The organism is Paenibacillus sp. ISL-20 (assembly GCF_018613005.1).
In the GTDB taxonomy this organism is placed as follows: Bacteria; Bacillota; Bacilli; order Paenibacillales; family Paenibacillaceae; genus Paenibacillus_AQ.
The window spans coordinates 270749-292469 of record NZ_JAGGRD010000001.1 but is presented as its reverse complement, the minus strand read 5'-3'; the positions used below and the strand labels follow the sequence as shown (position 1 = coordinate 292469).

Genomic DNA, 21721 nt, shown 5'->3' with positions numbered 1-21721 from the left:
CAGAATCAACTAAACCACTAGATATTGTATATATTTAATTATATTTCTTTATAAAAACTGTCTTTCATCAAAATTATGTATTACTCCACTGATTTAATAAATATCAAAGCTTTCTCCAGCAATTCAATATCTTCAACTTTACGGTAATTAGGTGTGCCAAACAGCTCAGTGAACGTAGGCACAACTTTTTCCTTCAAATTATTAGAGGTAAATCGCTTTGTTTCTGCTTCAATTTGTGCAACCAAGTCCCCTACACTTTTTTGCTCTTCAACTTGTTCGGCATACTCCTTAGCCTGTTCATTTCGCTCTTGCTCTTGTTCAATTTTCAACTCTTCAATATTCTTAGTCGTTTTCTTCAACTGACCTTTAACGGCATCTTCAAACACCTTCAAGAAGTTTTGAGCATTATACTCAACTGGTTCTTCAGGAAGATCTGTATATCGACCACCGGCAATTGAAATGTACTCTGTTGGACGGAACACCATAACAGTGCGCGTTTCGTGAAAGTTACTTCCTTTCTCCCTTTGCTTTTTATCTTTGATGTTTTCATTCATTTCGTTACCCGACTTATCAAGCACAGATACTTCATTGAATAGGCAGCAAATCAAACTGGCCTGAGATTCAAAGATTTTACGTCCTGTTGCATGCATCATCAATTCAATCGAATTGTACTTCATACCGTTATACAGGGTAGTCTCTTTTTCCTTAGTCCACGCCAACGACATTTTCCCATATCCAGCATTCTTGAGAGCATCGAACGGTTTCTTCATTTCATCATACAGTGCCGTATACCCATTCTCTGCATTTTTAGATGCTTCCCCTAATGCCTGCAGAGATGCAATCCCACCAGTCACACCATACTTCTTACTACGGTCTCGCAGAACCCAGGCTGTTGCTGCATCAATACAACGGTCAGCCGTATCAATACCAAGTAGTTTAGTTACGCGATTTTCTTTTGCTTCTTTCACAAGTCCTGGGACAACTTCTTTTTTGAAGAACTCCCATACTTTCCACAATTCTTCATCTGATCCTTCTTGATGAATTGGAATGATGTTATCTAGCTCCCATGTTTCATAACCAGCTTCAAATGCCAACAACAATACGTCTTCAGGGCTTGCATAGTGAAGTTCAGTGGCTTCCTTCCACAATCTTGTTTTACCTGTTTTATAAGAACCAGCAATCAAGGAATCAATACTATGCAATTCAACTTTAGGTGTGTTGTTTTTTACTTTATTTCTCCAACTCATTAAGAAAAATCTCTCCCTTTAATTTGTATTTATTAGGTCTGCTTTACACAGACCTATTTATTAAGTTGTATTTGTTTATATTTATTATTTAAGCGAATGGGTCAGCGTCATCACTACCAAACGGGTCATTGTCTGTCTGATTGAATGGGTCATCTGTGGTATCAAATGGGTTTTCACTAGTTAGTTCTGCTGTTTTCTTGAATTCATCTTCAGTCAAGAAATCTATCATTTTACTTCCTGTGACATAACCAGTAATCTCCAACCCTCTCTTATCACCGCTTGTGACTCGCTCTTTTCTTGTTACCTTCACTGTGTCGTCTACGTCCGCAAACGGGTCGTCCGAAGCAAGTTCTTCAACAACGTCTACATAATTGAACGTTGCACGATTATTGTCCTGCCCAGTAACTTCAATAAAATCTCCGAATTTAAGAGTGGCGAACGCATCAGCTAATGGCTTTTTGCCTTCTGCAACTTCTTTTTGATAAACCATTAACTCTACATCTTTAGGCTCGGAACGTTCTTTTCCATAGTCCAAGAATGTAGCATTAACTTTCGTGTCTCTACCTTCTTCTTGGTATGTGCTGCGGATACCGATCTGCATAGAGAAATAGTTTACTTCGCGGAATGCTGGATCATTGAAGTCGGTCACATAATCAAATTCTTCTCCGTTATGTTTTACAGTTTGTGTTGTGCCATCATCATTTACAATGACTCCATTCTGAATTGGTCGTACAGAGTTAATGACACGCTTTAAAAATACTCTTTCTTCTCCTTCATCTGGTGAGAAGGTGTCAAACTGGTATTGACCTCTTACCTCTACCCAATCACCTTCTTTAATCGTCTGTCCAAGCCGTTGAGCTTTATCCCAATCCACTTCAATTGCATGATATGTATCATCAGGAAACTTGGTCTTATCATTTCGATCTGCCCATGCTACCTTTTGAGATTTTCTGTGTTTACTACTATATGGGTATGCATATTGCATTTCCATTCCTGCCAGCTCCAAGCGAAGTCGGTTGCTCATCGCTGTTTCAACTTCAAATTGGAGTACGCGCCGTTGCTTGCCTGTTGTGGTTGCCTTTTGGAAATAGATAGGCTGTTTTTCCCAACCGCCCGTATCCTTATCCTTCTTGCTGACCTGACCAACTTGACCAATGAATCTAAAAGAGCTTTTAAATTCCTTGCCACCGTGATTCTTGTTTACCTTAATTTTATAATCTGCCATATGTATATCATATCTCCCTTATAATTGTTTTGTGTGTTGTTCAGATCTTGTAAGATAAACCTTTTATAAGGGAGGACTTCTTAATTTATCCTGTATTCTCATCACCACCTTTAAAGAAATAAGAATTATATGTCATCGTGCAAAGCACGTTGTTTTAATCTCATTCAAGCTCACTAATACTCACTAATACTCCGTTTTCCTAACTCGATTTCTTGATAAAACTATTATTTGATCAACTTCTGCTTTAGAATACCATGGTAATTACACCTTAGTCAATAGTTTGTTTATTTTTATCTTATAGTTGTTTATTCAAGCCGAACCCCATTAAGTCCAGCTTGTACAAACAGTCTATATTAGGCGAACAAAGTTCATAAATCTTATGTCGGGTTTTTGTTTGCAATGCAACTCATAAATACAAACCGGATCGTCTAATATATCTTCAAGTTTTGCTAGCTTAGCGGCATTTAATGGCTCTTGAAATAGTCTTTCCAATGCTCTTCCTTTGAAACTTTTAAAATCCTGCGTAAACTCATCTATATTAGAATACCTGGTATTCATTATCTTCTCTCTTCGTTTATTGTGAACATATTTACTTATATCCTGTCCGGTTGATCCAATACAGTTGTATACAAGTTCTTTGTAGTCCGACATTTCAAAAAGAAAGTTAATCATTGCAATCAACTCAATGGCAGTGTCTTTAATTCCCAACAATCGCTTAAGATTATCATCCATCAATAGTAGTCTCCTTGTTCCTGTCATGTAAATATCCCCCTGGCTGTTCCGAAAGTCAACTCTTGAAATCCTTCCATTTCATGTCATTATCTATTGTAAATTCAGTGTAATATCACTAGCAGAATTAGGCAATAGAATTACATTCCCCCCGAATTATTGTTGACTACACTCAGATTTGGAAATATTATCATTTTACATGTCGATAAATGTCGCTTTCTTGTAAATAGGAACATCCGTTCGTCTTTCTTGAGAATATTATACGATCAGTGTTGCCAAAAGACAAGGAAATAAATAGATACAGGGATTAATTTTTGTTTTGGTTGGATATTTGCCTTAAATATTGCTTGAGTAAGTTAATCTTTGAGGCTGCTATAGTTATGTACTCCTTACACTTAATCAAAAAGATATATCTGTTGTCATAATCCACAATAATTTCTTTTTTCAGGTTTGCCATCCTACCTCTATCAGTGATCATAAATCCGTGTTCTTTGGATAGAAGTTCAATAATTTGATCGTTGGTGGTACAATGCAGATATTGTCCCCTCTCTGTAAAATAAACTGTGCGGATTTCTCCTTTTATTCTCTCCGGTATAGATCCATTAATATCCTCGATGTTCAGCCATTCTGCTTTATCCGATATATTCTTCCCTTCTCTCTTCACAACGACTATGTATCTCAATTTTGATCTCACCTCATTTTTCTGAATTTCTGTGACATGTGCAAATAAGTCACAGAAATCAGATTAGTTTATTTCTTTGCTATCTTCCTACTTCTTAAGACTTTTAGGAGCAGTTGGATTGTAAATCAAAAACCAACTCGCTGGAGTCGCCACGGCTGTTGCCAAGGCTACGCAAAATGTTCCAAATAACATCATTCCCTTTTTCATTCCTTCTCACCTCCTTTCAATGGTCGAATGAGAAGAATTGATTGTGCTAATATAGATATTGAAACATATGTATTATTAATGTATATATTTATTAATATGATAACACAAGATATCAACTTTAAAATCATATCATATTTTTCTGGTATAAGTGTTTGCTTGCGGATATTAGATGGAGCATAGATAATCACTAATATGAGTGAGATAATGTTCATAAGTACAATATAATCTGCCATCAGATATCCAAACTGGCCCAATGAAATTATAAGAGCAATAGAGGTTACAATACAAAGTTCTGGGGACTTGATGTGATATCCTCCTGAAAACATTCTAAGTAGTGAAAAGGCTCCTAAGCTAAGCAGAATATTTATTAGATTATCAGAGACAATGCCATAGAGAATTATTGTGATTATTGGAATAACATTAGTGATTATAAATTTCAGAGCATATTCAAGAACATCACGTTCAGGGAGTTCTAACGGATACTTACTTTTCATTTTACTGCTGATACTTAAAACAAAGTTATCAATCAACATGATATTCCCTCCTTAGAGAAATAGCCATCAATGTAGTTAAACATATAATCCATATTGTAAATCCAAAGAATAATGAGCTGTATTTTAGAGTCATACCAAAGACAAAGAGTATTGTGGTAGCAACTAGCAATAAAGTTAGATTGTGTTTAGTCATTTTAAAATTGATTGATGTTGAATAAGGTACGAAGGTAAACCACAAACTAAATTTTCTTAGTATCATACTTATTATAATTATTAAAGTACTGTTCAATATCTGAACGAATGTACGTAGGCTAATGCTATTCTGAATATCCATTAAATTAACCCCTGCTACCAGGTCGATAACTTTAATTAGTCCCCACTGAAGAATCATACATGCAATATAGCCAGAAACCACAATCAATATTGTATGTGGGACAGAGACTCGAAAGAAAAATATAAGGAAAATTATTAGTGTGATAAGATTTATAAATGGAATAAATTGTGCAACTAGCTGGTGATCGGATAGTAAGAATGTTCCTAATGATACAACCACAATAGTAATGATCACTTCTTTGATGTACTCAGCTATCCTAATTCTAAAAAGGCCGAATGCAATTACAAAAAAAGCAACACCTTCTAAGCAAGATGCAAGTATGTATATAAATGCTTCAAACATTGTTTCCCACTTCCTTTTAGATAAATATAATTAACTTATGAATCAAATATATCACCTTGAATTATCAATGTCAACAAAAAAAGAATAAGTTTTTAACTTATTCTTCAATCGGATATAATTCTTCAATTTTACTTACATTTAAAAACTCTTTTCTTAATCTTGTTGTATGATAATCTTGTTTATTCTTCAGTTTGGGAATATTAAAATGGGCACAAACAGCATCTATCTCAGTTTTTCCAAGTTCACAATAGTTTTTGTAATAAAACTTGCTTGCCATATAGAGCATTCCTGAATTTCTAATATTGATTCCTGTTAGATAAGGCTGTTGATTCCACTCGGCTATTTTCTTTAGTCTTCTAAAAATCAAATGATAGTCTGCTCGTCCTGATTCTTTAGTATTTAACATTGCATTTCTAAATACGAATTCGCTATCAGCAAGGTCTGCTGTTGGTGCTTTAATGTTCTCGCTAGGGTGTCCATTATTTTTATGGTATATTCTTTCTTCAGCAGCCTTAATTAACATTTTAATTAGATCATCAGATAGTTTTATCTTTCTTTCTTCTACTTTGCTTTCATCGATCTCATTCTTAAGTGTTACAATTCCAGTGCTTTCATCAATGTCCGAGCGAGTTAGATTCAAGATCTCAGAATATCTCTTTCCTACAACTCCTTCAAAGATACACTGCACAATAGCCGAATCTTGGAAATTTACTAGCCCTCCAGTTATATCTTCAATTTCCTCTTTGCTGAAAATAGTTTTATTTGTTTTATCTATAAACTTTGCATAAAAATCATCCCCAATTATTGCATCCAGAGGATTAAGATTATTTGCTCGTAAATCCTGTTCTATTCCCCATCTAATATATGTTTGTATAATCGAAGCTGAAGCTGTGACTGAGCTCAAAGTACCAGGATTAAGATAATGAATTAGTCGTTCTACTTCATAAATATTAAAATCGTAAAGATCCTTTTCAAATTGTTCCTCAAGGGTTTTTGCCCTGTTAAGAACTCTTTCGTATGCTGCCCTAGTGTTTTTGTTTAGTTTGTTTAAAAACATTTCTTTTTGATCTTCATTATAAAGACCTTGCTCATAAATTTGGTTTGACATCCTACTAGTTCACCCTCTTTTACTTAAAGTAATCGATCAATTTATTTCGATTTCTTTTGTTGTTTATTCCTCTTCTATCTTCAAGTATTTCGAGCAATTTTGGATCATTAAAATCGATACTTTCCACAAAATTCTTCAAGTCCCTTAAGTTTTTATTTTCATCTTTGAAGTTCTTAGCAATCTGCACATATCCAGCAAACATAAGTGGGTGATTAATATTAGTTTTTCTGTAGTCATTTGGGTTTTCCAAAAATTCATCAACAAAAGAACCAACCAAATAGTTAAAGAAATCAATTAGATATTCTGAAACTTCTATAGCTTCTAATTTCGTAGTTGGGCCAAACACTACATCAATTGAATAAGACAGTATGTCAAATGTAGTAAGTTGTCCAGCAATTTCACTTATTCTAGTTGAGGAGGCAATTTTTCCTTTAAGATCAGACTTCAATTGCAAATCTCTTACAACTATATCTGAATGTTTTTCGGATTTCAATTCCCTTATTCTTTCAGGTTTTACTACATTAACAGTATTAATTTGACCGAAGTACTTTTTAGCAGTGTCAGTGTCATATGATCTAATAGAGAGTATTAACTCTAATTCTAAATTAGGGTTTACAGATATGGCTTTAACCCCAGCTTGTAGTCGATGAAAGCCATCAAGAATTGAAATTGTAGCACCTTCGTTAATAATTAAAGTTCTATTTTTTGAATCATAAGTTAGAGGTTCAACCTCTTCAGAGTAAACATTTAAAGTGATCATGTCTGCCAAATAAGTCTCATTTAGCATGTGAGAAGAAATATCTTCAACGCTCTTCTTGTTTACGTCTGGTACAGGAACTACACCCTCTTTACTTCTTTTATATTTTGCACTTCTTTGTGTCTCATAATCATAGGTAATAAGCTGAGAGTGAAACATTTTAACTAAGAAAGATAATTTGATTTTTGTTATATAATTTTCAAGTTCAATTATTGTGGTATCTTTTAATTCAATTGGTAAAGAAATTCTATCATTATTATTATCCACATATTCCTTGGCACTTTTAATTTCATTATCAGAAAAATAGTCATATGGAGAAATAGAATTCTCTCCAGTCTCATTATGTAATGCTATGGACAATAAGCAGAGTAATTTCAGATCCATTGAACTAAGCATAGCATTGCCAAGCGTTATTTCATTGAAAGTACCTGTTGAAACTCCGAAAGAACTTAAATTTTTATTGATATTTTCGACATTCTTTCTCTTATGCTTAATTTTATCTATTACTTGTAATAAATTATCTTCAAGCGATTCTCTATCCTTTTTCATTTTTGTTAACACCTCTCAATTCCATTTAATTACAAGATTCAATAACTATTATCATTATACACTAAAATAAACAAAAAAATAACTAATCACATACTTATCCCCTGATAAAAGATAAATTATGTATTAGTTATTTCGGTTTATTGACATATTTAATTATTGTTAATAATAAAGCACAAATGAAATTATGTCAACTATATATATATTTATTTTAATGATCTGTTAACATCGACATTTATTCTTATTTCCTTAAATCTGATATATTAATTATTTCCCTTGTTACTGAATCATAGATACGATAACCTTTTACCATAAAATTTTGTAGTGATTCTGGGCTACTGGCTGTTATAGATAAATCTTTCCATACCTCCAATTTTTGCTGGGGATCATAACAAACAAACTTCTGAAGTCTATATCTTTGTTGTAAAATTATAAACACTATCCTTTAATTGTTTTGTAATTTCTAATATCATTTGATAGTATAAAATTGACAAATACACCTTACCGCTAAATAAGGAGTGTATTTGCCGTTGACGTGACACGTTTGGCGTATCACTTATTATTAGTATAGTTTGATACATATTACGTGTCAACCCTTTTCAATAAATTGGAGGAATTGTTTGTTATGTACGTGGTTGACATTAAACTAAAAGAAATCCTTTTGAAGGCTAATTTATCAGAAAGAGAACTGGCAAGAAGAACAGGAATAAGACAGGCCACTATTAATAGCATGTGTAACAATGAGGTAAAGTTAGTTTCTTTAAAAAACGTTGCTGCAATATGTGAAGTCCTGGATGTAGATATTAATGATCTTTTAATCCTACATAAATAAAGGAAGAAAACACAAAGGAGACCTCATATGAATTCCGAAAGGTCTCCTACAACAATAAATAAACCATGATTTATACCTCCGATTTATTTATAGTACTTTATTTAGCATTCTAGTTATTGATAACTAATTCCACCTTGAATCATATATGCTCTGTCAATTAACCATCCCATATTTTTAGGTATTTCAGTAGCTTTGAACATAAGTTTTGATTTATCAATAGTAATCATTTGCTCCACCAGAACAGTGCTATCGTCTTCAAGTCCCACCTCAGATGCTCTAAGATTTACATGTGTTGGCATTCTCTTTTTTGTTTTGCTGGTTGTCATAGGAGCTACCAGGACAGTGGGAGAATATTTATTACCAATATCATTTTGTAAAATACAGATTGGTCTAACACCTCCTTGCTCGCTGCCGACTCTTGCCCCCAAATCAGCAACCCAAACATCTAACCGCTTTACATCTACTTTTGGCTTATCCATCATTGCGACACTCATTTTATGTAATATCCTCCTCAAATTCTGTTTATATATCGAATCATTATGTTTATTCATATCTTACTTGTATTATAACCAAATATAATTAAATATACAACAGGAACGAATGTTCTATTTTTAAAAGTCAAGACAAATTGGTTACCCTCTGAATTTTTAGCAAAGAGAATAAATAGTTAAATAAGTGGATAAACATATGAATAGATCATTGTATGGAGGTTATGGTATGAAAAGAAAAGATGAATGGAGTTATGAGGAGGATCTTCTGCTTGCTCAAACTGTAATCAGTCATATACAAAATAAGAGCACACAGCTAAGTGCTTTTGAAGAGGTTGGAGAGCGTCTAAAACGCACTGCAGCAGCTTGCGGATTTAGGTGGAACAGTACAGTACGTAAAAAGTATGAAGCTGAAATTAAGGCCTCTAAAGAGCAGAGAAACGATGTTTTCACCAAAGCAAAGATGAAAACAAAATCGGATTTAACACAAGACAATCAGCAAGAGCTATATATCACAGTAACACAAACGGATAGTAATACCATCACACCTTTTGATCCAATTATTAATTCTCTACTTGAGGTCAAAAACGAATATTTACTAATGCAACAAACAATAGGCAAACTAGAACACCAGATAGAAACTTTAAAGTCACAGTTAGATGGTAACAAATCTAATAATGACCCATCTGAAGATATGAACAATCTAATGCAAATAATTAAAAGAGCTGAAAAAATGGGATTGTTTGAAAAATATAACCCAAAAGAAAAACCTGCCGGATAATTGGCAGGTTTCTTTATGATGAAATCTATATTTTACTAAGATTATTTTCCTGAGTACTTGTTGATAGTGATTGGATAGTGATAAATTTCTATCTCTTCACTAATAAATCCTCTTCTTTGCGCAGCCAGCAGCGTCTTGTACATATTATCACGTCCAACAGGGTTATCGGTATGGAGATATATCTTGTCTGCTTTTAATCCATGTTCACAAATGTATTTAACTAAATCATATCCATTAGGCAATTCTTTACCTTCAGTATCTTCGCCTAGGTCATGGTCAAGTGTTAGTATAGAGACATCTTGTGTCTCCAGGATATGTTTTGCTTCATAATATGTACGAGCTACAACAAAACCTTCAGGACAATCCCGAAGGTCATCTACATATAAATTTATCTTCTTCATGCCATCATCACTTTCCTTATCAAACTTGCATTTCATCAGTCAATACGTTTATAAAATACGTGGAACATTAATTCACCATTTCCAAATTTAGCTGTACCTAAAAATTTATACTCGGTTACATTTAAATGAATATCATGACCAGTGCCATACACAAGAACCCTGTACGTATCCTTTTCTTCCTGCGGCCTTACTAAAGCATAAATTACAATACTTTCGCCTTGAGTTTCTACAGAGATTATTTCACTACCTTTAGGCATATCAATATCTTGCGACTCATCAACTTCTAACGTGTACTTCCAAACTGAATAATGATGCATATAAATTCCTCCCTCTTAATAAGTAAAGCATTGCTTCTTCATGAGATGCCTCCAAATATTTAATTTCCTTTTCATGAAACATGTCTTTCATAAGATTTTCGAACTGTACATTAGTTGAATTTTGCTTGCAGAAATAAATCAACCAACAAATCAAAACCTTTGTGAAACATTACATCATGCAAGTATTTATTTAAAAAATCATCTTCTGTTAATCCGTTCATTTTCATAACTATTTCTTTCATTCGTTCTTTAGCTTCTTTTTGCAGTTCATAGTTATACACCCAATCACACCTTCCTCCATCACAGTTTGTTTGAGTTTTTAGATCATCACTATTTTAATGAAACAGTCATTTTATCGATAATGCTTATCTTCAACATCATCGAGGATCTGACGTAAAGTTTCAGCAATGTGGATGTGAATATGCATATTTGCATACTCATTATTCTCTCTTGCTTTTCTTTCAATTTCTCTGCTCTTTGAGATCTCTTCTTCAATTCTTTTTACTAATGCAACATATTTTTCATCCATACTTATCATCCCTCCGTCTATATAAAATAGTTATTTTAAATGAATTCTATACTCAAATGCCTTAATTCGAGTTATCTTGTCAATCCGTTTGGCCTCTTCAATTAACTTCAATGCCTTAGCTATATTATCGTTACCGCTTTTGGCAATTTGTTTAAAGAATGACACTCTGATGGACGCTCCCTCGTAATCATATTCCTTCATTAATGCATTAATTTTATCGGTGTCTGTTATCTGGTCGTTACTAAGTATATCGAAGTAATTCACGAAAGCAGTTTTACCTATAGAATTCAACTTATTATGAAGTTTTATGTCGTCCATCAATAACGCCACCTCTCATCTTTAGCTTTGACGTTATCGTAGCATAATTATCTGCAGCCAGCACTTGATAAATTATTAATCATTTGTTGGCTACGATCTTAATATTCTTCATGAAATAAACCTTTGATCAAATCAGAATCTAATTCTTTACCAATTCGTTCCTGTTATAAAGCTTGTCTTCCTCATAATACTTTGCTGCCTTCTTTAATTCAATCCATTCCCCATTAAGATCTAGGAGTAAAAATTTTTGGCCTTTAAACACTCCTTTTCTAAACACGATACATACATCCTGTAGCTCGATTAAATACCTCCACAAAAGCTTTGTACTTCGATGTTAGCTGATATACTCGATCTATAATAATATAGCTCATAGCCCCATTGCTGCGTCCCTGTTGCTCAATTGTTTCAACCACTTCGTTATTTACGATAATATCATATGTATTCATTTATTTTATCTCCTTTAATTGTTTATTTTCACTTTTAATAATAGCCTCAAGACCATCAAAGTACCTGCATTTTACTTTCGATCTTTCCTCATATCTCCCAATTCCATAATACTCATATTCTTCACTATCTTTTGTTATAACAGAAACTTCACTTGTTTGGAATCCTTGAGATGCTAGTTGCTCTTTAACAATTCCAAGCACTTCCTCTTGGCTCAAATGGATTTTCAAAAACTCCACCCCTTTCTGATCAAAGCCTTATTTTACTCAGTTTTGTTTAGATTGTATTTATTTATTAACATTGAAATTTAAATATCGCTGCTTCTCCAAAACTTTCACTGACCAAACTCTCTAAGTTAGACTTTCGTTTCTTGCCATCCAACGTTTCTTTGGCTTTAATTGCTAATAATGACATGCCTGTCTGCACATATTCTTTGTCAAATGTGAAATTGGAATTCATTGCTAACTTCTTTATTTCTTTTACAGCTAACTCTAAGGCTTCTTCTCCATAAAGTAATTTTAATGGGTTGTTATCTGACATAATGTATTCCTCCGTTAAATTTATTATGAAATACTTCTTTTATTAGAAAAACCTGATGTTGCCGTCTTCAATGGAATATCCTTCAATAGTAAAGTTAACCCCTTCGTTAGTGTAAATAGCTTCTTTTTCAGCATGTCCTTTCTCAATCAGTGTCTCAACTAATTCCTTAAGATCTATTAGTTTCAAAATTTACCACTCCTTATAAAAGGATCATTTTATCAATCAATTTCTGCATCTTTATCGAGCCATTCCTCTTCGAACATTTCACCACATTTTAAGCACTTCCATTTAGTTAAACTATGTTCTATCAATGTATCTTCTTCACAAATAGGACATTCCCTATCTCCCATAAAAACATCCCCATTCATGGTAAAAATATAGTTTCATCAAACCGTCACTGCTGTTCCACCAGTCCTCTTTCTAACAATTACGATAACTCCATCTTCTTCGCACATCTTTTTAAATAATAACATCTGCGCTTCACTCTTGAACTTATATGTATTCATTATCAACTTGCCAAACACCTTCTCGAAAACCGCAACTTCATACATCGTGAGTCACCTCTGTTTGATTTGTTAATAAGATGATTATATCACATTATATTTTATTTGTATATATTTATTTAATAAAATTAGATATTTAAATAAAAAAGGATCTTATATTAGATCCTTAGATATGCTGATAAAATTATTCATTTAAAAGATCATTGCACATATCCACGCAATCATTACAAATTGCTACATTAGGCCCAGTAATCAATTTCTTCACTTCACTCTGTCCTGCAGCGCAAAACGAGCAATGAAGCTCCCTGCCTGGAGAAGATAAGAATAAAAGTTCATCATACTTTCTAGCCTTTTCAGCTACCTCATACAATGTCTTAGTAGACAGATCCACAATTCACCCTCTTTTCATGTGAAGTTAATTGCTTTTAGTGTCCTTGACAAAAATAGATTGTCATTTAAACTTTATATCCAGCAGTTCTTCAAGTTCGTAAATGCAACTTTTTCGTATATTGCTGAATTTAGAAATTTCATTGAGAGATAGTTTTCTAATTTCCGATTCATAGTTTATACCATTTGTTTTAATTACATTATATGTCCTTACACTGAGATCTAACTCCTCAATTGTTTTCACCATACAACTCCTTTGATAAAATGTTAGCAATCATATTATCATACTTAATTTTCATCATCCTTCTTTTCAAATTCATTAATTCTTTTCATTGAATCTATATACATAGTCATGTACTTTGGGCTTACTCCTAAAGATCCCAATATACCCGCCATCTCATGTTGCTGCTTGTTTTCACTTATGTTCAATTTCAGTTCGTTTAATCGTTCCTCTAAACCATGATCCATTATTGCTTCACCTCCTTATGAATTAGCTGTTTTATCAACTTTGACTTACCCAGTATCCATCATAATCATAGCGATTTTTTCCTAATATTTTCCCGTTAATGGAAAAGAACGTTGCATTGAGACTATCAATCTCATCTTTGGTAAGTTGTCTAACATTCTCTTTAGGGAAGTGAACATCCATAAATCCAAATCCTTCGTGGAACGTTCCTATATAATACTCTTCATCTTCGGCTCTTACACTAATTAGATCGTCTTCATCACGTCCAATATTCCCCATCAAGTGTAGTGCATCACTCCCACCCTTCAAGACCATTACTCGACTCTTTATTTTATAAGCTGGAGTATTTGCAACACCTTCTGGAATCTTTCTGTTATAAAGTTCCCTGTTCATTATTTATCTCTCCTTTTATGAAATACTGTTTCACTTAGATTCTAAAAATGCATGGTCGTAGTGACCCTCAACATCTTCAAGGTGCAAGTAAGAAAAAATCTGAGCGATAATATCTTTTATCTCTTTTCTTTGGCGAAGTACGAAGTTACGGTATAAATCCTCTTTTAATATATCCTCGCCTACTATCCCAGACAAGATCTCAATCTTACTTGTAATATCTGCAATCTCATTTCCCATTGCTTTTACTTTATTTCTTGCGTAACCAGTAAAATGTAACTCTTTTTCTATGCTTTCCAATATGTCTCTATTCATAATATTACCACCCATTTATGTATTTTTATTAATAAATCGATCTTATAACAACTAATCCCCATGAACCCAGGCATAATGATTATAGCACTGCATTCTCAATTGGAGATGCTTTTTGATATTCATTTCTTTCCCTCCCTGATCTAAATTGACGCTGCTGTTATATGAATTCTGAGCAATACATATGCCTCACTGTTATATGGCATTTTCGCTTTTTTAATCTTGATGAAAGTAACCTTTCATTCAGAAAAATTGAAATGCATGGCATGTGTAGGGCCAAAATTTTTCGCCGCTCTATCCTCTAGTGGCTGTTATAGGCTCATACCTGTATAGCTGGTACTTCCTGATAATATCCTCTGTGAGATCCGTTTCAGGGTTCCAAAGCTCATAAAAATCTAAAAAGTCATTTGATACCTCTTCATATTTGAGTGCCTTAGAACGCTCTTTGATCCAGGCTTGAGCGTCATTCTTGGAAGTATGCTCTGAGAACTTAACTAGTTTGCTGTTCACGATCTCATAACAGAACGTTGTGAAGTCGTTTGTGTCGGTATCTAAGACGACAACATCATTCCACCGTCTGCCATTCCTACTACATTCAAATGCTTTTATCATGATACAACCTCCTATGTATACTTATTTAACTAGGTTGTCATATGGATGGCTTTCTTTCCATCGTCTCATGAAATCTGCCTCGTTGCTAATGTTCGGTACAACCTCATACTTACGATGCGGTGCAGGACTCCAGGACTTTATACCATGCGTTAAGTACTGATTGCCGTTCTCATCCTGGATCAACGCCCCTTCCCATGCTGCCGTTCTGATCCAGTTAATCAATTTATATTGCACGGTGTCACCTCCATTTGAGACCAATTATTTTATATTCATTACTATTAGTGTCATGTGAATAACTGATTTCGAATGATTTGTTCTTGAATTTCTTATTCAGCCACTTTAATGAGTCTTTGCTATACTTCTTATCGCAAATATAAATTACCCATTGTCCCCCGTCTTGCTCTGCTTTAGACAGCCCATAATAAACTTTAGCGTTATGATCATAGATAACTTCCTGAATGCTTGAAACAGCCGCTTGAATTGTTTGTTCATTCGTTGATGCATAGACTTGGTTGATGTTAATAGTCACTAATAGCATAATTGCCAGCGTAACAGTTTTATACATAGTCTTCATAAAATAAACACTCCTTATTATATTTATTAATTAAAGCTATTCAATTCATTGCAAGAATAACATTCTTTACTTTCTTCTATTGCTCTGCCTTGATGATTAACTTTATAGGTGATTGCTGAAAGCTGATCGCAGATAAAACATTTTCCGTATCCTTCACACTGTTTGTGCTGCTGGGATAGATTGGCCTGTGCAAGAAAGGTAAGTCCCATATGTATTTACCTCCTATTTATCAAATAAGCATTTCATTGGAAATCAAACCTACTGATATGCCATGTTCCTATTTTATAGTTATTTTTATCATATACATCAACAAAGCTACCTTTGTATAGATCAACGCTATATACTGTGTTTAATGTCAGACCTTTTGTTTCTTTCACCAACTTTGCTTTCACGGGGAATCGTCTCCTATCATTAAATTTGAGTAAAACAAGAATTTTATTTAGAATCCCGAAAACAATGCTTTAAAATTGAATCCGAAATTTTTGTTCCTGTTCACTTCATGCGCTACTTTATTGATTGCTTCATACTCATTAACTGCTTCAACTTCATTAACTCTGTAGCTTTTACCGTCAACAGCTTCATAGCTGACATCAAACTTCACAGTGATATCATCAAATCCTTTGACTTCTCTATGTTTCATTTTTATTATCCTCCTTATAAAATCACTCTTCTCATTAATTTTTAATGAAGAAGAATTTTATCAGAATTAAAACAAATCAAAATCATATTCCCATGCATTATTACCAGACTGATAATGAACAGCGCCATCATATTTTCTAACTTTGAACATCTCACCATTGCAGTCAAAATACCAATTAAATTCATCATCATGCGAGTAATTAACATGCTCATTCAATGTCTTACTTAATGCTTCGTATACAACTCTAAATTCTTTCATCTTCATTCCTCCTCTTATGATGAAGTCACTCTTTTATACTAAATCCCATTCATAATAACCATAGTTATCTATCAGCTCATTCATCCCTTTTTCCGAGACTGTGCAATCATAGAATTTACAGTCTTCTTCACAGAAAAAACCTACTTCAATCCCCTGATTATTTAATTGTTCTTGTTCTTCTTTGGGGTTTACATCACTTGGTATTGAAATCCATCCTTTGAACATGGAACAACTCTCCTCTTTGTGTGGTGCTTTTATAACAATCGCTTAGGTATATACTTCACTTCGACTTTGCTGAATTCGCTTATACCTGTTTCACTTTCCATTTTGGCCGCCGCTTTTGTGATTGCTAAAGCTTGCTTTTTGGCTCTAACGATTGTTGTATAAAGCACTTCGTTAAATTCAATAAATTTGACCTCGTAGCTTTCCATAACTGTTCCACCTTTCATTTGGATAAAATGAGTATTTGATTTAAACTTTGAGCGGATCGGCTCCGCTCTATCTCTTTTTTTAGACTGCAACTTCAAATTTCTTTGATCCTGTTTTAGATATTCTATATACTGTTTCACCGTTAGAAATAACATGAACATATTTCACAGTCCCATATATAATATTGCAGAAGGCTTCTCCGTTATAAATCTCTTTAGCTCTATGTATTGCATTTCGAACAGTGTCCTTTTTGTTTATCTCTGAACTGATTTCTTCTGTGAGAACTGCCCCTGATGCCTTTGTGATTTTTATATAGACCACTTCTAACCGCCTCCTGTGTATTAACTTTATAATTCAATTATACACAAGAGGCGAACATTAGTCAATATTTTGTTTATTTTTATTTTATAAACTTATTTGAACAATTGGATTAACTCCAACAGTGTTCAGAGCATCAGCCATAAATTGTTTATCAAACGATCCGAATTTAGATTGTTTAACTGTCACATGCTCATCATCTTTGATTACGTTATTGGTTAATTTATCAGTATCGATATTCAACCAACCATCAAAGACCATCAGTGACTCGTTAGGCAAGATCATATTGTAATATGAGGTTCTCTTGCGCTTTGGCTTGTGAACAATCTTCAAGGACTCTTTATATTGTGCGTATGGTTTCACCTCCAGACGTTCAATAACTGTGTTCATTACAACAGGCCAACCAAAGTCATTGAACTTCATGATGGTTACTTTACGCCCCTCTGTAAGCTTCTCCACAGCTTCTGTGAACTCTCTGGATTGAGTAACAGTATAACCATACTCACGAAGGAATGAAGGCAATGGAGATCCAGAGAATTCCTCCTCTACTGCCTTAATGATTTCATCAGTCAATTCGATATTCTCAGCCTTCAAAGCTTGATGAAAGTCCTGTTTTACCTGGAGTTGTTCACCTTGGTTCATTTGATGATATGCAACATAACGTACAGCTGTAATGCATTCAGCAAGCGTATCGGACAGATAATCAACCTTTTGAATAGTGTTCATTTCGTTAAAGTTCATCATTTTAAAAACTCCTTAATATGTATTATTTCAAATTAGTTTTTGCTTATTTTTACTTATAATGATGAGTAAATATAGTCCACAATTTCCAAGTTTGATGACTGATACTTATTAACTTGATCCTCGATTGAGTGGTCATTTTTATCCAGGAATGTAACTGTGTGCCTAACTCCAGTTGCTAAACATTGAAATTGATATTGTGCTTTCATGGTTTCAACTCCTTTGTTGTTCTTCTTATCTAATATTATACACTCGAAATTATGTAATGTAAATAGTTTGTTTATATTTATTTATATACTTTTTGTGCTTTCTTTTTTATTTAAGTATAATACAAACCGTTTTGCATCGTCTAACTGGCTAGTTGATCGTTATTATCATCACTTGACTTCTCAATAACCACTAGAACAGTATTTACACCCGTTCCAGACTCTTTAAATGACCCTTCTGGAAGCTTTTCAAATGTTCCCTTATCACTTAGCCATTCACGAAACTGAATGCTTTTAGAATCGCTTGCAAAAGTCCAATGTGGTGACATGATAGCAACTAATTTACCACCATCCTTTAAGCAATCGTACGCCTTTAATACATGATCAATGTCTTGGTTTTTCTCAAAAGGAGGATTCATAATAACCTTGTCGTATAAGCTATTAGGATTAAATTCAGTAAAATCGTTACCCACTATCTTATATTGTTTTAATTCTAGAATCTCGGATAGTTTATAGTTCCATTCTAGAGCCTCTATATTGACGTTTAATCCTTGTTCCATTGTGTGTTGTGATACCCCGTCTAATATGTTTCCATTTCCCGCTGAAGGCTCTAGAATAGTTTCACCGTCTTTAATATCAGCTAACTCAATCATACGCTGAACTATGTTTTTAGGAGTTGGGAAGAAGCCTGATATTTTACTTAGTTTGACTTCATTTTCAAGCTTTTTAATTTGCTGCTGAATAGGGTTCGTTGGTGTTTCAATTGCTTTTACTAATTCCCCATATTTGTTAACAGCTTCTGTTAATTGTTCAGTATTATATATATTAGCTTTATTATATCGTTTCTGACGCTTAGGAACTTCAAGGTTCCACCATCCATCAAGGTCTAGTTTCGGATCGATTTCAGGATATTTAATATCAAAATTGTGCTTAGTTTTTGAATTATATCTTCCTCTGATGTCTTCACGGAATGCATTATTTAACAAGGCTATTTCGAATTGTGTTAATTCATTGATTGCCGCTTTATCTCTAAACAATTGTAGAAGAGAAATATCAAAGCGATATTGCTTCCTTTTCTCCTCTCTTGATGTTTCTTCGTTTTGACGTTTCCAGGTGTTAGTTAGATATTCACCAGAAATAGAATCCAATTTCTTTTGCAATGATTCGATTTGCTTATCAATCTTATTAATGTATTGCTCTTGATTTTGTTCTTCTTTGGTTCCCTGTTTAACTACTTCATTGTTTGACTCTTCTTTGTCTGTTGCTGTTGTTTCATTAGTGCTCATATAGGCTTTTACTTCTTCAATAATACTGTTTCCTGCTTTTGATTTTGTAATCAATTCGGATGCTTGTGCTTTGCTAATTTTCATTGCTCTGGTATCTATTTTCGTTGCACAATGCAAGGCCCATAATTGACGTTTTGTTGCAGGTTCTAGAACTTCATTCTCTTCTGAGTTGTTGTTTACTGTTTCTTTTACTTCTTCTGTTGTTTCAATTGCTGGAGCACTAGAAACTGTTTGTTTACGTGCTGTTTTTTTAAATACTGTTTTCTCTTGATATTCAACAACTTCAACAAATTCAATAATAGCGATATGGCCTTTACCCAATAATTCATTAAGACGCTCTACAGATGGACTCCACATTTTATCAAAGCTTTTTGAAGGTTTATTATTCTTTCCAAGTTTGGAGAATACACCATTTTGTACATAAGTGTATTTATTGCCTTTGCTTTTGCCTTGAGTGTAGCCAACTTTCATAATAAAAGTGAATCCTTCTTTAATATCTGCATTGGTAACTTGGGCTGTATCTTTTTCGACCATTTTTGTTGCTTTAACAGGTACTTTAACAATTACAGGTTGCAGTGCATCGGAATCCTTCAGAACCTTTTCAATACGTTCAACGAATGCATTAATTTTGATTTCTTTTTGTTTTTCACTGCTAAGTTCCTTGTTTTCCCAATCATATGTATTTGTGGAGAATACACCTTTACCCTTAGCGATAATTTGACCATCTTTTTCAATATGCCAAGTTGTCCCCTTAGGGTTTGCGTGGGTGAATGTTGGATAAACTTCCTCTACCGTGTAAGAAGGTTCAACTTTACCTTTTTCTAGTTCTTTTTCGATAAGAGTAGCACAAGAAACCTTTTCATTTTCTGTTGATGCTTCATCGTTCATCATTGCTGTTAACTTTTCAATACGTGCATTTGAAACTGCTTGCTTATTGTTATAATTGTATTTACGGATCTCACGGCCTGAATCGGAAAGACTATAAACATCGATAAGCAATACATAACCGTTCTTTGTGGCAATACCAGACCAGTGAGCAGGAGAATAGTAATCTGTCATAAAGTCAGACTCATCAGGAGTATAACCATAAACTTTCCAGCCCGCTTCAACCAATTTACCCATGATTTTAACCTTTGCTTCTCTTTTATCACCGTAGTACATTTTCATTACCTCCATTATAATTTAAATTAATTATTTTTATTTTATTACTTTATGATTAAACTACCAAACACTGTTTTATCTTTCATTGATTGTTTACGTTGCCATTGACTCTTCATAACTGCCAACTTAGATTGACTCATTTTGATTTCACCTCTTCATTTATTTGTTAACCTTATATATTTAATTATAGTTGTTTTATTAAGATAAGTCAAGCGTTCAGTTTACTTATTTTGAACCTTTTTAGAAAAATAACCGCCTATTGAGCGGTCATATAATATAATATTTATTATCACGCTTATCAATCTTTCTAAATTTAAACAATACTTCAACAGGTTCATTTATTACTTTGGATATTTTGATCATAGTTTGTACATCTAAATTGCTATCTGAAAGGATTTGATTCGCTCTTTGTTTTGTAACATTAAGCATAGAACCTAATTCTTCCTGAGTAATCCCCTTATTCTTGATTACTTCCTTTGCAGCATTTTCAAATCCTTCATTACGAAAAGTTGCTAATTGCTTATCAATGTATTTACTTGCTTGAGAGCTATAATAAACCTCGCCGCATTGATTGCATTTCATCGCTGGGATGTTCTCGATTACAAGAATTTTTCCGTTTTCTTCATGTTCCATTGTATCCAAAAACTCAACTAAATCTTTAGATCCGCATTCTACACATTTAGTTATTGTTTTACTCATTTTATATTCTCCTTTGATGAATGGAATTGCGGTAATATTCATTACCGCTTATCCATTACTGTAATTATTATGATGGCTTGTTCTTCATCAAACTTAATTGCTAGTCTGTGGTCATGTGCTCCCCCTTCTATCTTATAGGATGTGATACCGTCTTCGTTATCAGTATCCGTTCTAAGTATTCTCTTTACATTTACCATTATGTCCTTGACATCATCGGTTGTGATGTTTCGTTGAGTCATTCGTTCCCTTGCATGTTTTCTTAAGTAGTAGTTGTCTTCTTCGGCTAATGTTTTGATTAGTGATATTACTTCATCGTTATTCATAATGTTATCACCTCATTTCCTATAAGTCAATTATACACTTTACTTTTAATAATTACAAGGATTATTTAACATTTGTTTATGTTTATTTATTGCAA

Annotated in this window: 42 protein-coding genes; 2 read left to right on the top strand and 40 right to left on the bottom strand. The window is 33.6% G+C overall.

Annotated elements, in window-relative coordinates:
• Positions 1 to 80: 80 nt before the first annotated feature.
• The 9 genes from J7E85_RS01450 to J7E85_RS01410 form a co-directional block, all read right to left on the bottom strand.
• Positions 81 to 1247, bottom strand: a complete 1167-nt coding sequence (locus J7E85_RS01450; RefSeq protein ID WP_215154234.1) for an AAA family ATPase — start codon at positions 1245 to 1247, stop codon at positions 81 to 83.
• 88 nt (positions 1248 to 1335) lie between these two features.
• Complete coding sequence (locus J7E85_RS01445; protein WP_215154233.1) at positions 1336 to 2472, bottom strand: hypothetical protein; 1137 nt, start codon at positions 2470 to 2472, stop codon at positions 1336 to 1338.
• 348 nt (positions 2473 to 2820) lie between these two features.
• Entirely contained in the window at positions 2821 to 3231 is a 411-nt protein-coding gene (locus tag J7E85_RS01440; protein ID WP_215154232.1) for a hypothetical protein, read from the bottom strand.
• Between the two features lie 277 nt (positions 3232 to 3508).
• A complete protein-coding gene (locus J7E85_RS01435; RefSeq protein WP_215154231.1) occupies positions 3509 to 3883 on the bottom strand; it encodes a hypothetical protein in 375 nt (124 codons plus the stop codon).
• Between the two features lie 87 nt (positions 3884 to 3970).
• On the bottom strand, positions 3971 to 4090 hold the full coding sequence (locus J7E85_RS01430) for an AgrD family cyclic lactone autoinducer peptide (protein ID WP_215154225.1): 120 nt from the start codon (positions 4088 to 4090) through the stop codon (positions 3971 to 3973).
• Complete coding sequence (locus tag J7E85_RS01425) at positions 4087 to 4623, bottom strand: accessory gene regulator B family protein (RefSeq protein ID WP_215154223.1); 537 nt, start codon at positions 4621 to 4623, stop codon at positions 4087 to 4089. Before J7E85_RS01425 ends, J7E85_RS01430 begins: the two co-directional genes overlap by 4 nt.
• Positions 4613 to 5260 carry a hypothetical protein gene (locus tag J7E85_RS01420; RefSeq protein WP_215154221.1) on the bottom strand — a complete coding sequence of 216 codons (648 nt, stop codon included), beginning with the start codon at positions 5258 to 5260 and terminating at the stop codon, positions 4613 to 4615. Before J7E85_RS01420 ends, J7E85_RS01425 begins: the two co-directional genes overlap by 11 nt.
• Before the next feature lie 97 nt (positions 5261 to 5357).
• On the bottom strand, positions 5358 to 6368 hold the full coding sequence (locus J7E85_RS01415) for a phage lytic cycle repressor MrpR family protein (RefSeq protein ID WP_215154219.1): 1011 nt from the start codon (positions 6366 to 6368) through the stop codon (positions 5358 to 5360).
• A gap of 19 nt (positions 6369 to 6387) precedes the next feature.
• Positions 6388 to 7674, bottom strand: coding sequence for a DNA sulfur modification protein DndB (locus tag J7E85_RS01410; RefSeq protein WP_215154217.1), 1287 nt, complete (start codon positions 7672 to 7674; stop codon positions 6388 to 6390).
• 622 nt (positions 7675 to 8296) lie between these two features.
• Between J7E85_RS01410 and J7E85_RS01405 the strand changes: the two genes are divergently transcribed.
• The gene (locus J7E85_RS01405) at positions 8297 to 8503 is read left to right on the top strand and encodes a helix-turn-helix domain-containing protein (RefSeq protein WP_215154216.1); all 207 of its coding nucleotides are present in this window, start codon (positions 8297 to 8299) and stop codon (positions 8501 to 8503) included.
• A gap of 113 nt (positions 8504 to 8616) precedes the next feature.
• Here the strand turns inward: J7E85_RS01405 and J7E85_RS01400 are convergent, their stop codons facing one another.
• Positions 8617 to 8997 (bottom strand): type II toxin-antitoxin system PemK/MazF family toxin, encoded by a 381-nt coding sequence (locus tag J7E85_RS01400; protein WP_251035363.1) that lies wholly within the window; start codon positions 8995 to 8997, stop codon positions 8617 to 8619.
• A gap of 223 nt (positions 8998 to 9220) precedes the next feature.
• Between J7E85_RS01400 and J7E85_RS01395 the strand changes: the two genes are divergently transcribed.
• Complete coding sequence (locus J7E85_RS01395; RefSeq protein ID WP_215154214.1) at positions 9221 to 9772, top strand: RsfA family transcriptional regulator; 552 nt, start codon at positions 9221 to 9223, stop codon at positions 9770 to 9772.
• A gap of 41 nt (positions 9773 to 9813) precedes the next feature.
• On the opposite strand, the gene J7E85_RS01390 is transcribed toward J7E85_RS01395, so the two are convergent.
• The 30 genes from J7E85_RS01390 to J7E85_RS01245 all read right to left on the bottom strand — a co-directional run bounded on the left by J7E85_RS01390 (position 9814) and on the right by J7E85_RS01245 (position 21626).
• Complete coding sequence (locus J7E85_RS01390; RefSeq protein ID WP_251035362.1) at positions 9814 to 10209, bottom strand: cyclic-phosphate processing receiver domain-containing protein; 396 nt, start codon at positions 10207 to 10209, stop codon at positions 9814 to 9816.
• Positions 10209 to 10490, bottom strand: a complete 282-nt coding sequence (locus J7E85_RS01385) for a DUF7352 domain-containing protein (protein ID WP_215154212.1) — start codon at positions 10488 to 10490, stop codon at positions 10209 to 10211. Before J7E85_RS01385 ends, J7E85_RS01390 begins: the two co-directional genes overlap by 1 nt.
• A 110-nt stretch (positions 10491 to 10600) precedes the next feature.
• On the bottom strand, positions 10601 to 10771 hold the full coding sequence (locus J7E85_RS01380) for a hypothetical protein (RefSeq protein ID WP_215154210.1): 171 nt from the start codon (positions 10769 to 10771) through the stop codon (positions 10601 to 10603).
• A 71-nt stretch (positions 10772 to 10842) separates the two neighbouring features.
• On the bottom strand, positions 10843 to 11019 hold the full coding sequence (locus J7E85_RS01375) for a hypothetical protein (protein WP_215154208.1): 177 nt from the start codon (positions 11017 to 11019) through the stop codon (positions 10843 to 10845).
• A 30-nt stretch (positions 11020 to 11049) separates the two neighbouring features.
• A complete protein-coding gene (locus tag J7E85_RS01370) occupies positions 11050 to 11337 on the bottom strand; it encodes a hypothetical protein (RefSeq protein ID WP_215154206.1) in 288 nt (95 codons plus the stop codon).
• Positions 11338 to 11606: 269 nt separating this feature from the next.
• Positions 11607 to 11783 (bottom strand): hypothetical protein, encoded by a 177-nt coding sequence (locus J7E85_RS01365; RefSeq protein WP_215154204.1) that lies wholly within the window; start codon positions 11781 to 11783, stop codon positions 11607 to 11609.
• Positions 11784 to 12011, bottom strand: a complete 228-nt coding sequence (locus J7E85_RS01360; protein ID WP_215154202.1) for a hypothetical protein — start codon at positions 12009 to 12011, stop codon at positions 11784 to 11786.
• Between the two features lie 64 nt (positions 12012 to 12075).
• Positions 12076 to 12321: a hypothetical protein gene (locus tag J7E85_RS01355; RefSeq protein ID WP_215154200.1), complete on the bottom strand. Its 246-nt coding sequence runs from the start codon at positions 12319 to 12321 to the stop codon at positions 12076 to 12078.
• Positions 12322 to 12363: 42 nt separating this feature from the next.
• Complete coding sequence (locus tag J7E85_RS01350; RefSeq protein WP_215154198.1) at positions 12364 to 12507, bottom strand: hypothetical protein; 144 nt, start codon at positions 12505 to 12507, stop codon at positions 12364 to 12366.
• Between the two features lie 32 nt (positions 12508 to 12539).
• Positions 12540 to 12689 (bottom strand): hypothetical protein, encoded by a 150-nt coding sequence (locus tag J7E85_RS01345; RefSeq protein WP_215154196.1) that lies wholly within the window; start codon positions 12687 to 12689, stop codon positions 12540 to 12542.
• Between the two features lie 18 nt (positions 12690 to 12707).
• The gene (locus tag J7E85_RS01340) at positions 12708 to 12872 is read right to left on the bottom strand and encodes a hypothetical protein (protein ID WP_215154195.1); all 165 of its coding nucleotides are present in this window, start codon (positions 12870 to 12872) and stop codon (positions 12708 to 12710) included.
• A gap of 136 nt (positions 12873 to 13008) precedes the next feature.
• Positions 13009 to 13215: a ClpX C4-type zinc finger protein gene (locus J7E85_RS34735; protein WP_215154193.1), complete on the bottom strand. Its 207-nt coding sequence runs from the start codon at positions 13213 to 13215 to the stop codon at positions 13009 to 13011.
• Positions 13216 to 13275: 60 nt separating this feature from the next.
• On the bottom strand, positions 13276 to 13458 hold the full coding sequence (locus tag J7E85_RS34730) for a DNA-directed RNA polymerase subunit alpha C-terminal domain-containing protein (RefSeq protein ID WP_353049445.1): 183 nt from the start codon (positions 13456 to 13458) through the stop codon (positions 13276 to 13278).
• Positions 13459 to 13499: 41 nt separating this feature from the next.
• Complete coding sequence (locus tag J7E85_RS01325; RefSeq protein WP_215154189.1) at positions 13500 to 13679, bottom strand: hypothetical protein; 180 nt, start codon at positions 13677 to 13679, stop codon at positions 13500 to 13502.
• 34 nt (positions 13680 to 13713) lie between these two features.
• Positions 13714 to 14070 (bottom strand): hypothetical protein, encoded by a 357-nt coding sequence (locus J7E85_RS01320; RefSeq protein WP_215154187.1) that lies wholly within the window; start codon positions 14068 to 14070, stop codon positions 13714 to 13716.
• A gap of 30 nt (positions 14071 to 14100) precedes the next feature.
• Positions 14101 to 14382, bottom strand: a complete 282-nt coding sequence (locus J7E85_RS01315; protein ID WP_215154185.1) for a hypothetical protein — start codon at positions 14380 to 14382, stop codon at positions 14101 to 14103.
• Positions 14383 to 14673: 291 nt separating this feature from the next.
• The gene (locus J7E85_RS01310; RefSeq protein ID WP_215154183.1) at positions 14674 to 14991 is read right to left on the bottom strand and encodes a hypothetical protein; all 318 of its coding nucleotides are present in this window, start codon (positions 14989 to 14991) and stop codon (positions 14674 to 14676) included.
• A gap of 21 nt (positions 14992 to 15012) precedes the next feature.
• Entirely contained in the window at positions 15013 to 15225 is a 213-nt protein-coding gene (locus J7E85_RS01305) for a hypothetical protein (RefSeq protein ID WP_215154181.1), read from the bottom strand.
• A 4-nt stretch (positions 15226 to 15229) separates the two neighbouring features.
• Positions 15230 to 15565, bottom strand: coding sequence for a hypothetical protein (locus J7E85_RS01300; RefSeq protein WP_215154179.1), 336 nt, complete (start codon positions 15563 to 15565; stop codon positions 15230 to 15232).
• Positions 15566 to 15591: 26 nt separating this feature from the next.
• Positions 15592 to 15774 carry a hypothetical protein gene (locus tag J7E85_RS01295; RefSeq protein ID WP_215154177.1) on the bottom strand — a complete coding sequence of 61 codons (183 nt, stop codon included), beginning with the start codon at positions 15772 to 15774 and terminating at the stop codon, positions 15592 to 15594.
• Between the two features lie 33 nt (positions 15775 to 15807).
• Positions 15808 to 15957 carry a hypothetical protein gene (locus tag J7E85_RS01290; protein WP_215154175.1) on the bottom strand — a complete coding sequence of 50 codons (150 nt, stop codon included), beginning with the start codon at positions 15955 to 15957 and terminating at the stop codon, positions 15808 to 15810.
• Between the two features lie 47 nt (positions 15958 to 16004).
• The gene (locus tag J7E85_RS01285) at positions 16005 to 16205 is read right to left on the bottom strand and encodes a hypothetical protein (protein ID WP_215154173.1); all 201 of its coding nucleotides are present in this window, start codon (positions 16203 to 16205) and stop codon (positions 16005 to 16007) included.
• A gap of 66 nt (positions 16206 to 16271) precedes the next feature.
• Positions 16272 to 16463: a hypothetical protein gene (locus tag J7E85_RS01280; RefSeq protein WP_215154172.1), complete on the bottom strand. Its 192-nt coding sequence runs from the start codon at positions 16461 to 16463 to the stop codon at positions 16272 to 16274.
• Between the two features lie 33 nt (positions 16464 to 16496).
• Positions 16497 to 16688, bottom strand: a complete 192-nt coding sequence (locus J7E85_RS01275) for a hypothetical protein (protein WP_215154171.1) — start codon at positions 16686 to 16688, stop codon at positions 16497 to 16499.
• A 29-nt stretch (positions 16689 to 16717) separates the two neighbouring features.
• A complete protein-coding gene (locus tag J7E85_RS01270) occupies positions 16718 to 16894 on the bottom strand; it encodes a hypothetical protein (protein ID WP_215154170.1) in 177 nt (58 codons plus the stop codon).
• A 79-nt stretch (positions 16895 to 16973) separates the two neighbouring features.
• Positions 16974 to 17213, bottom strand: coding sequence for a hypothetical protein (locus J7E85_RS01265; protein ID WP_215154166.1), 240 nt, complete (start codon positions 17211 to 17213; stop codon positions 16974 to 16976).
• Positions 17214 to 17297: 84 nt separating this feature from the next.
• Positions 17298 to 17954: a hypothetical protein gene (locus J7E85_RS01260; protein ID WP_215154164.1), complete on the bottom strand. Its 657-nt coding sequence runs from the start codon at positions 17952 to 17954 to the stop codon at positions 17298 to 17300.
• A 346-nt stretch (positions 17955 to 18300) separates the two neighbouring features.
• Positions 18301 to 20604, bottom strand: coding sequence for a methyltransferase (locus tag J7E85_RS01255; protein ID WP_215154162.1), 2304 nt, complete (start codon positions 20602 to 20604; stop codon positions 18301 to 18303).
• A 267-nt stretch (positions 20605 to 20871) separates the two neighbouring features.
• On the bottom strand, positions 20872 to 21303 hold the full coding sequence (locus J7E85_RS01250; RefSeq protein WP_215154160.1) for a YgiT-type zinc finger protein: 432 nt from the start codon (positions 21301 to 21303) through the stop codon (positions 20872 to 20874).
• A gap of 41 nt (positions 21304 to 21344) precedes the next feature.
• Positions 21345 to 21626 (bottom strand): DUF4258 domain-containing protein, encoded by a 282-nt coding sequence (locus tag J7E85_RS01245; RefSeq protein ID WP_215154158.1) that lies wholly within the window; start codon positions 21624 to 21626, stop codon positions 21345 to 21347.
• Between the last annotated feature and the right edge of the window lie 95 nt (positions 21627 to 21721).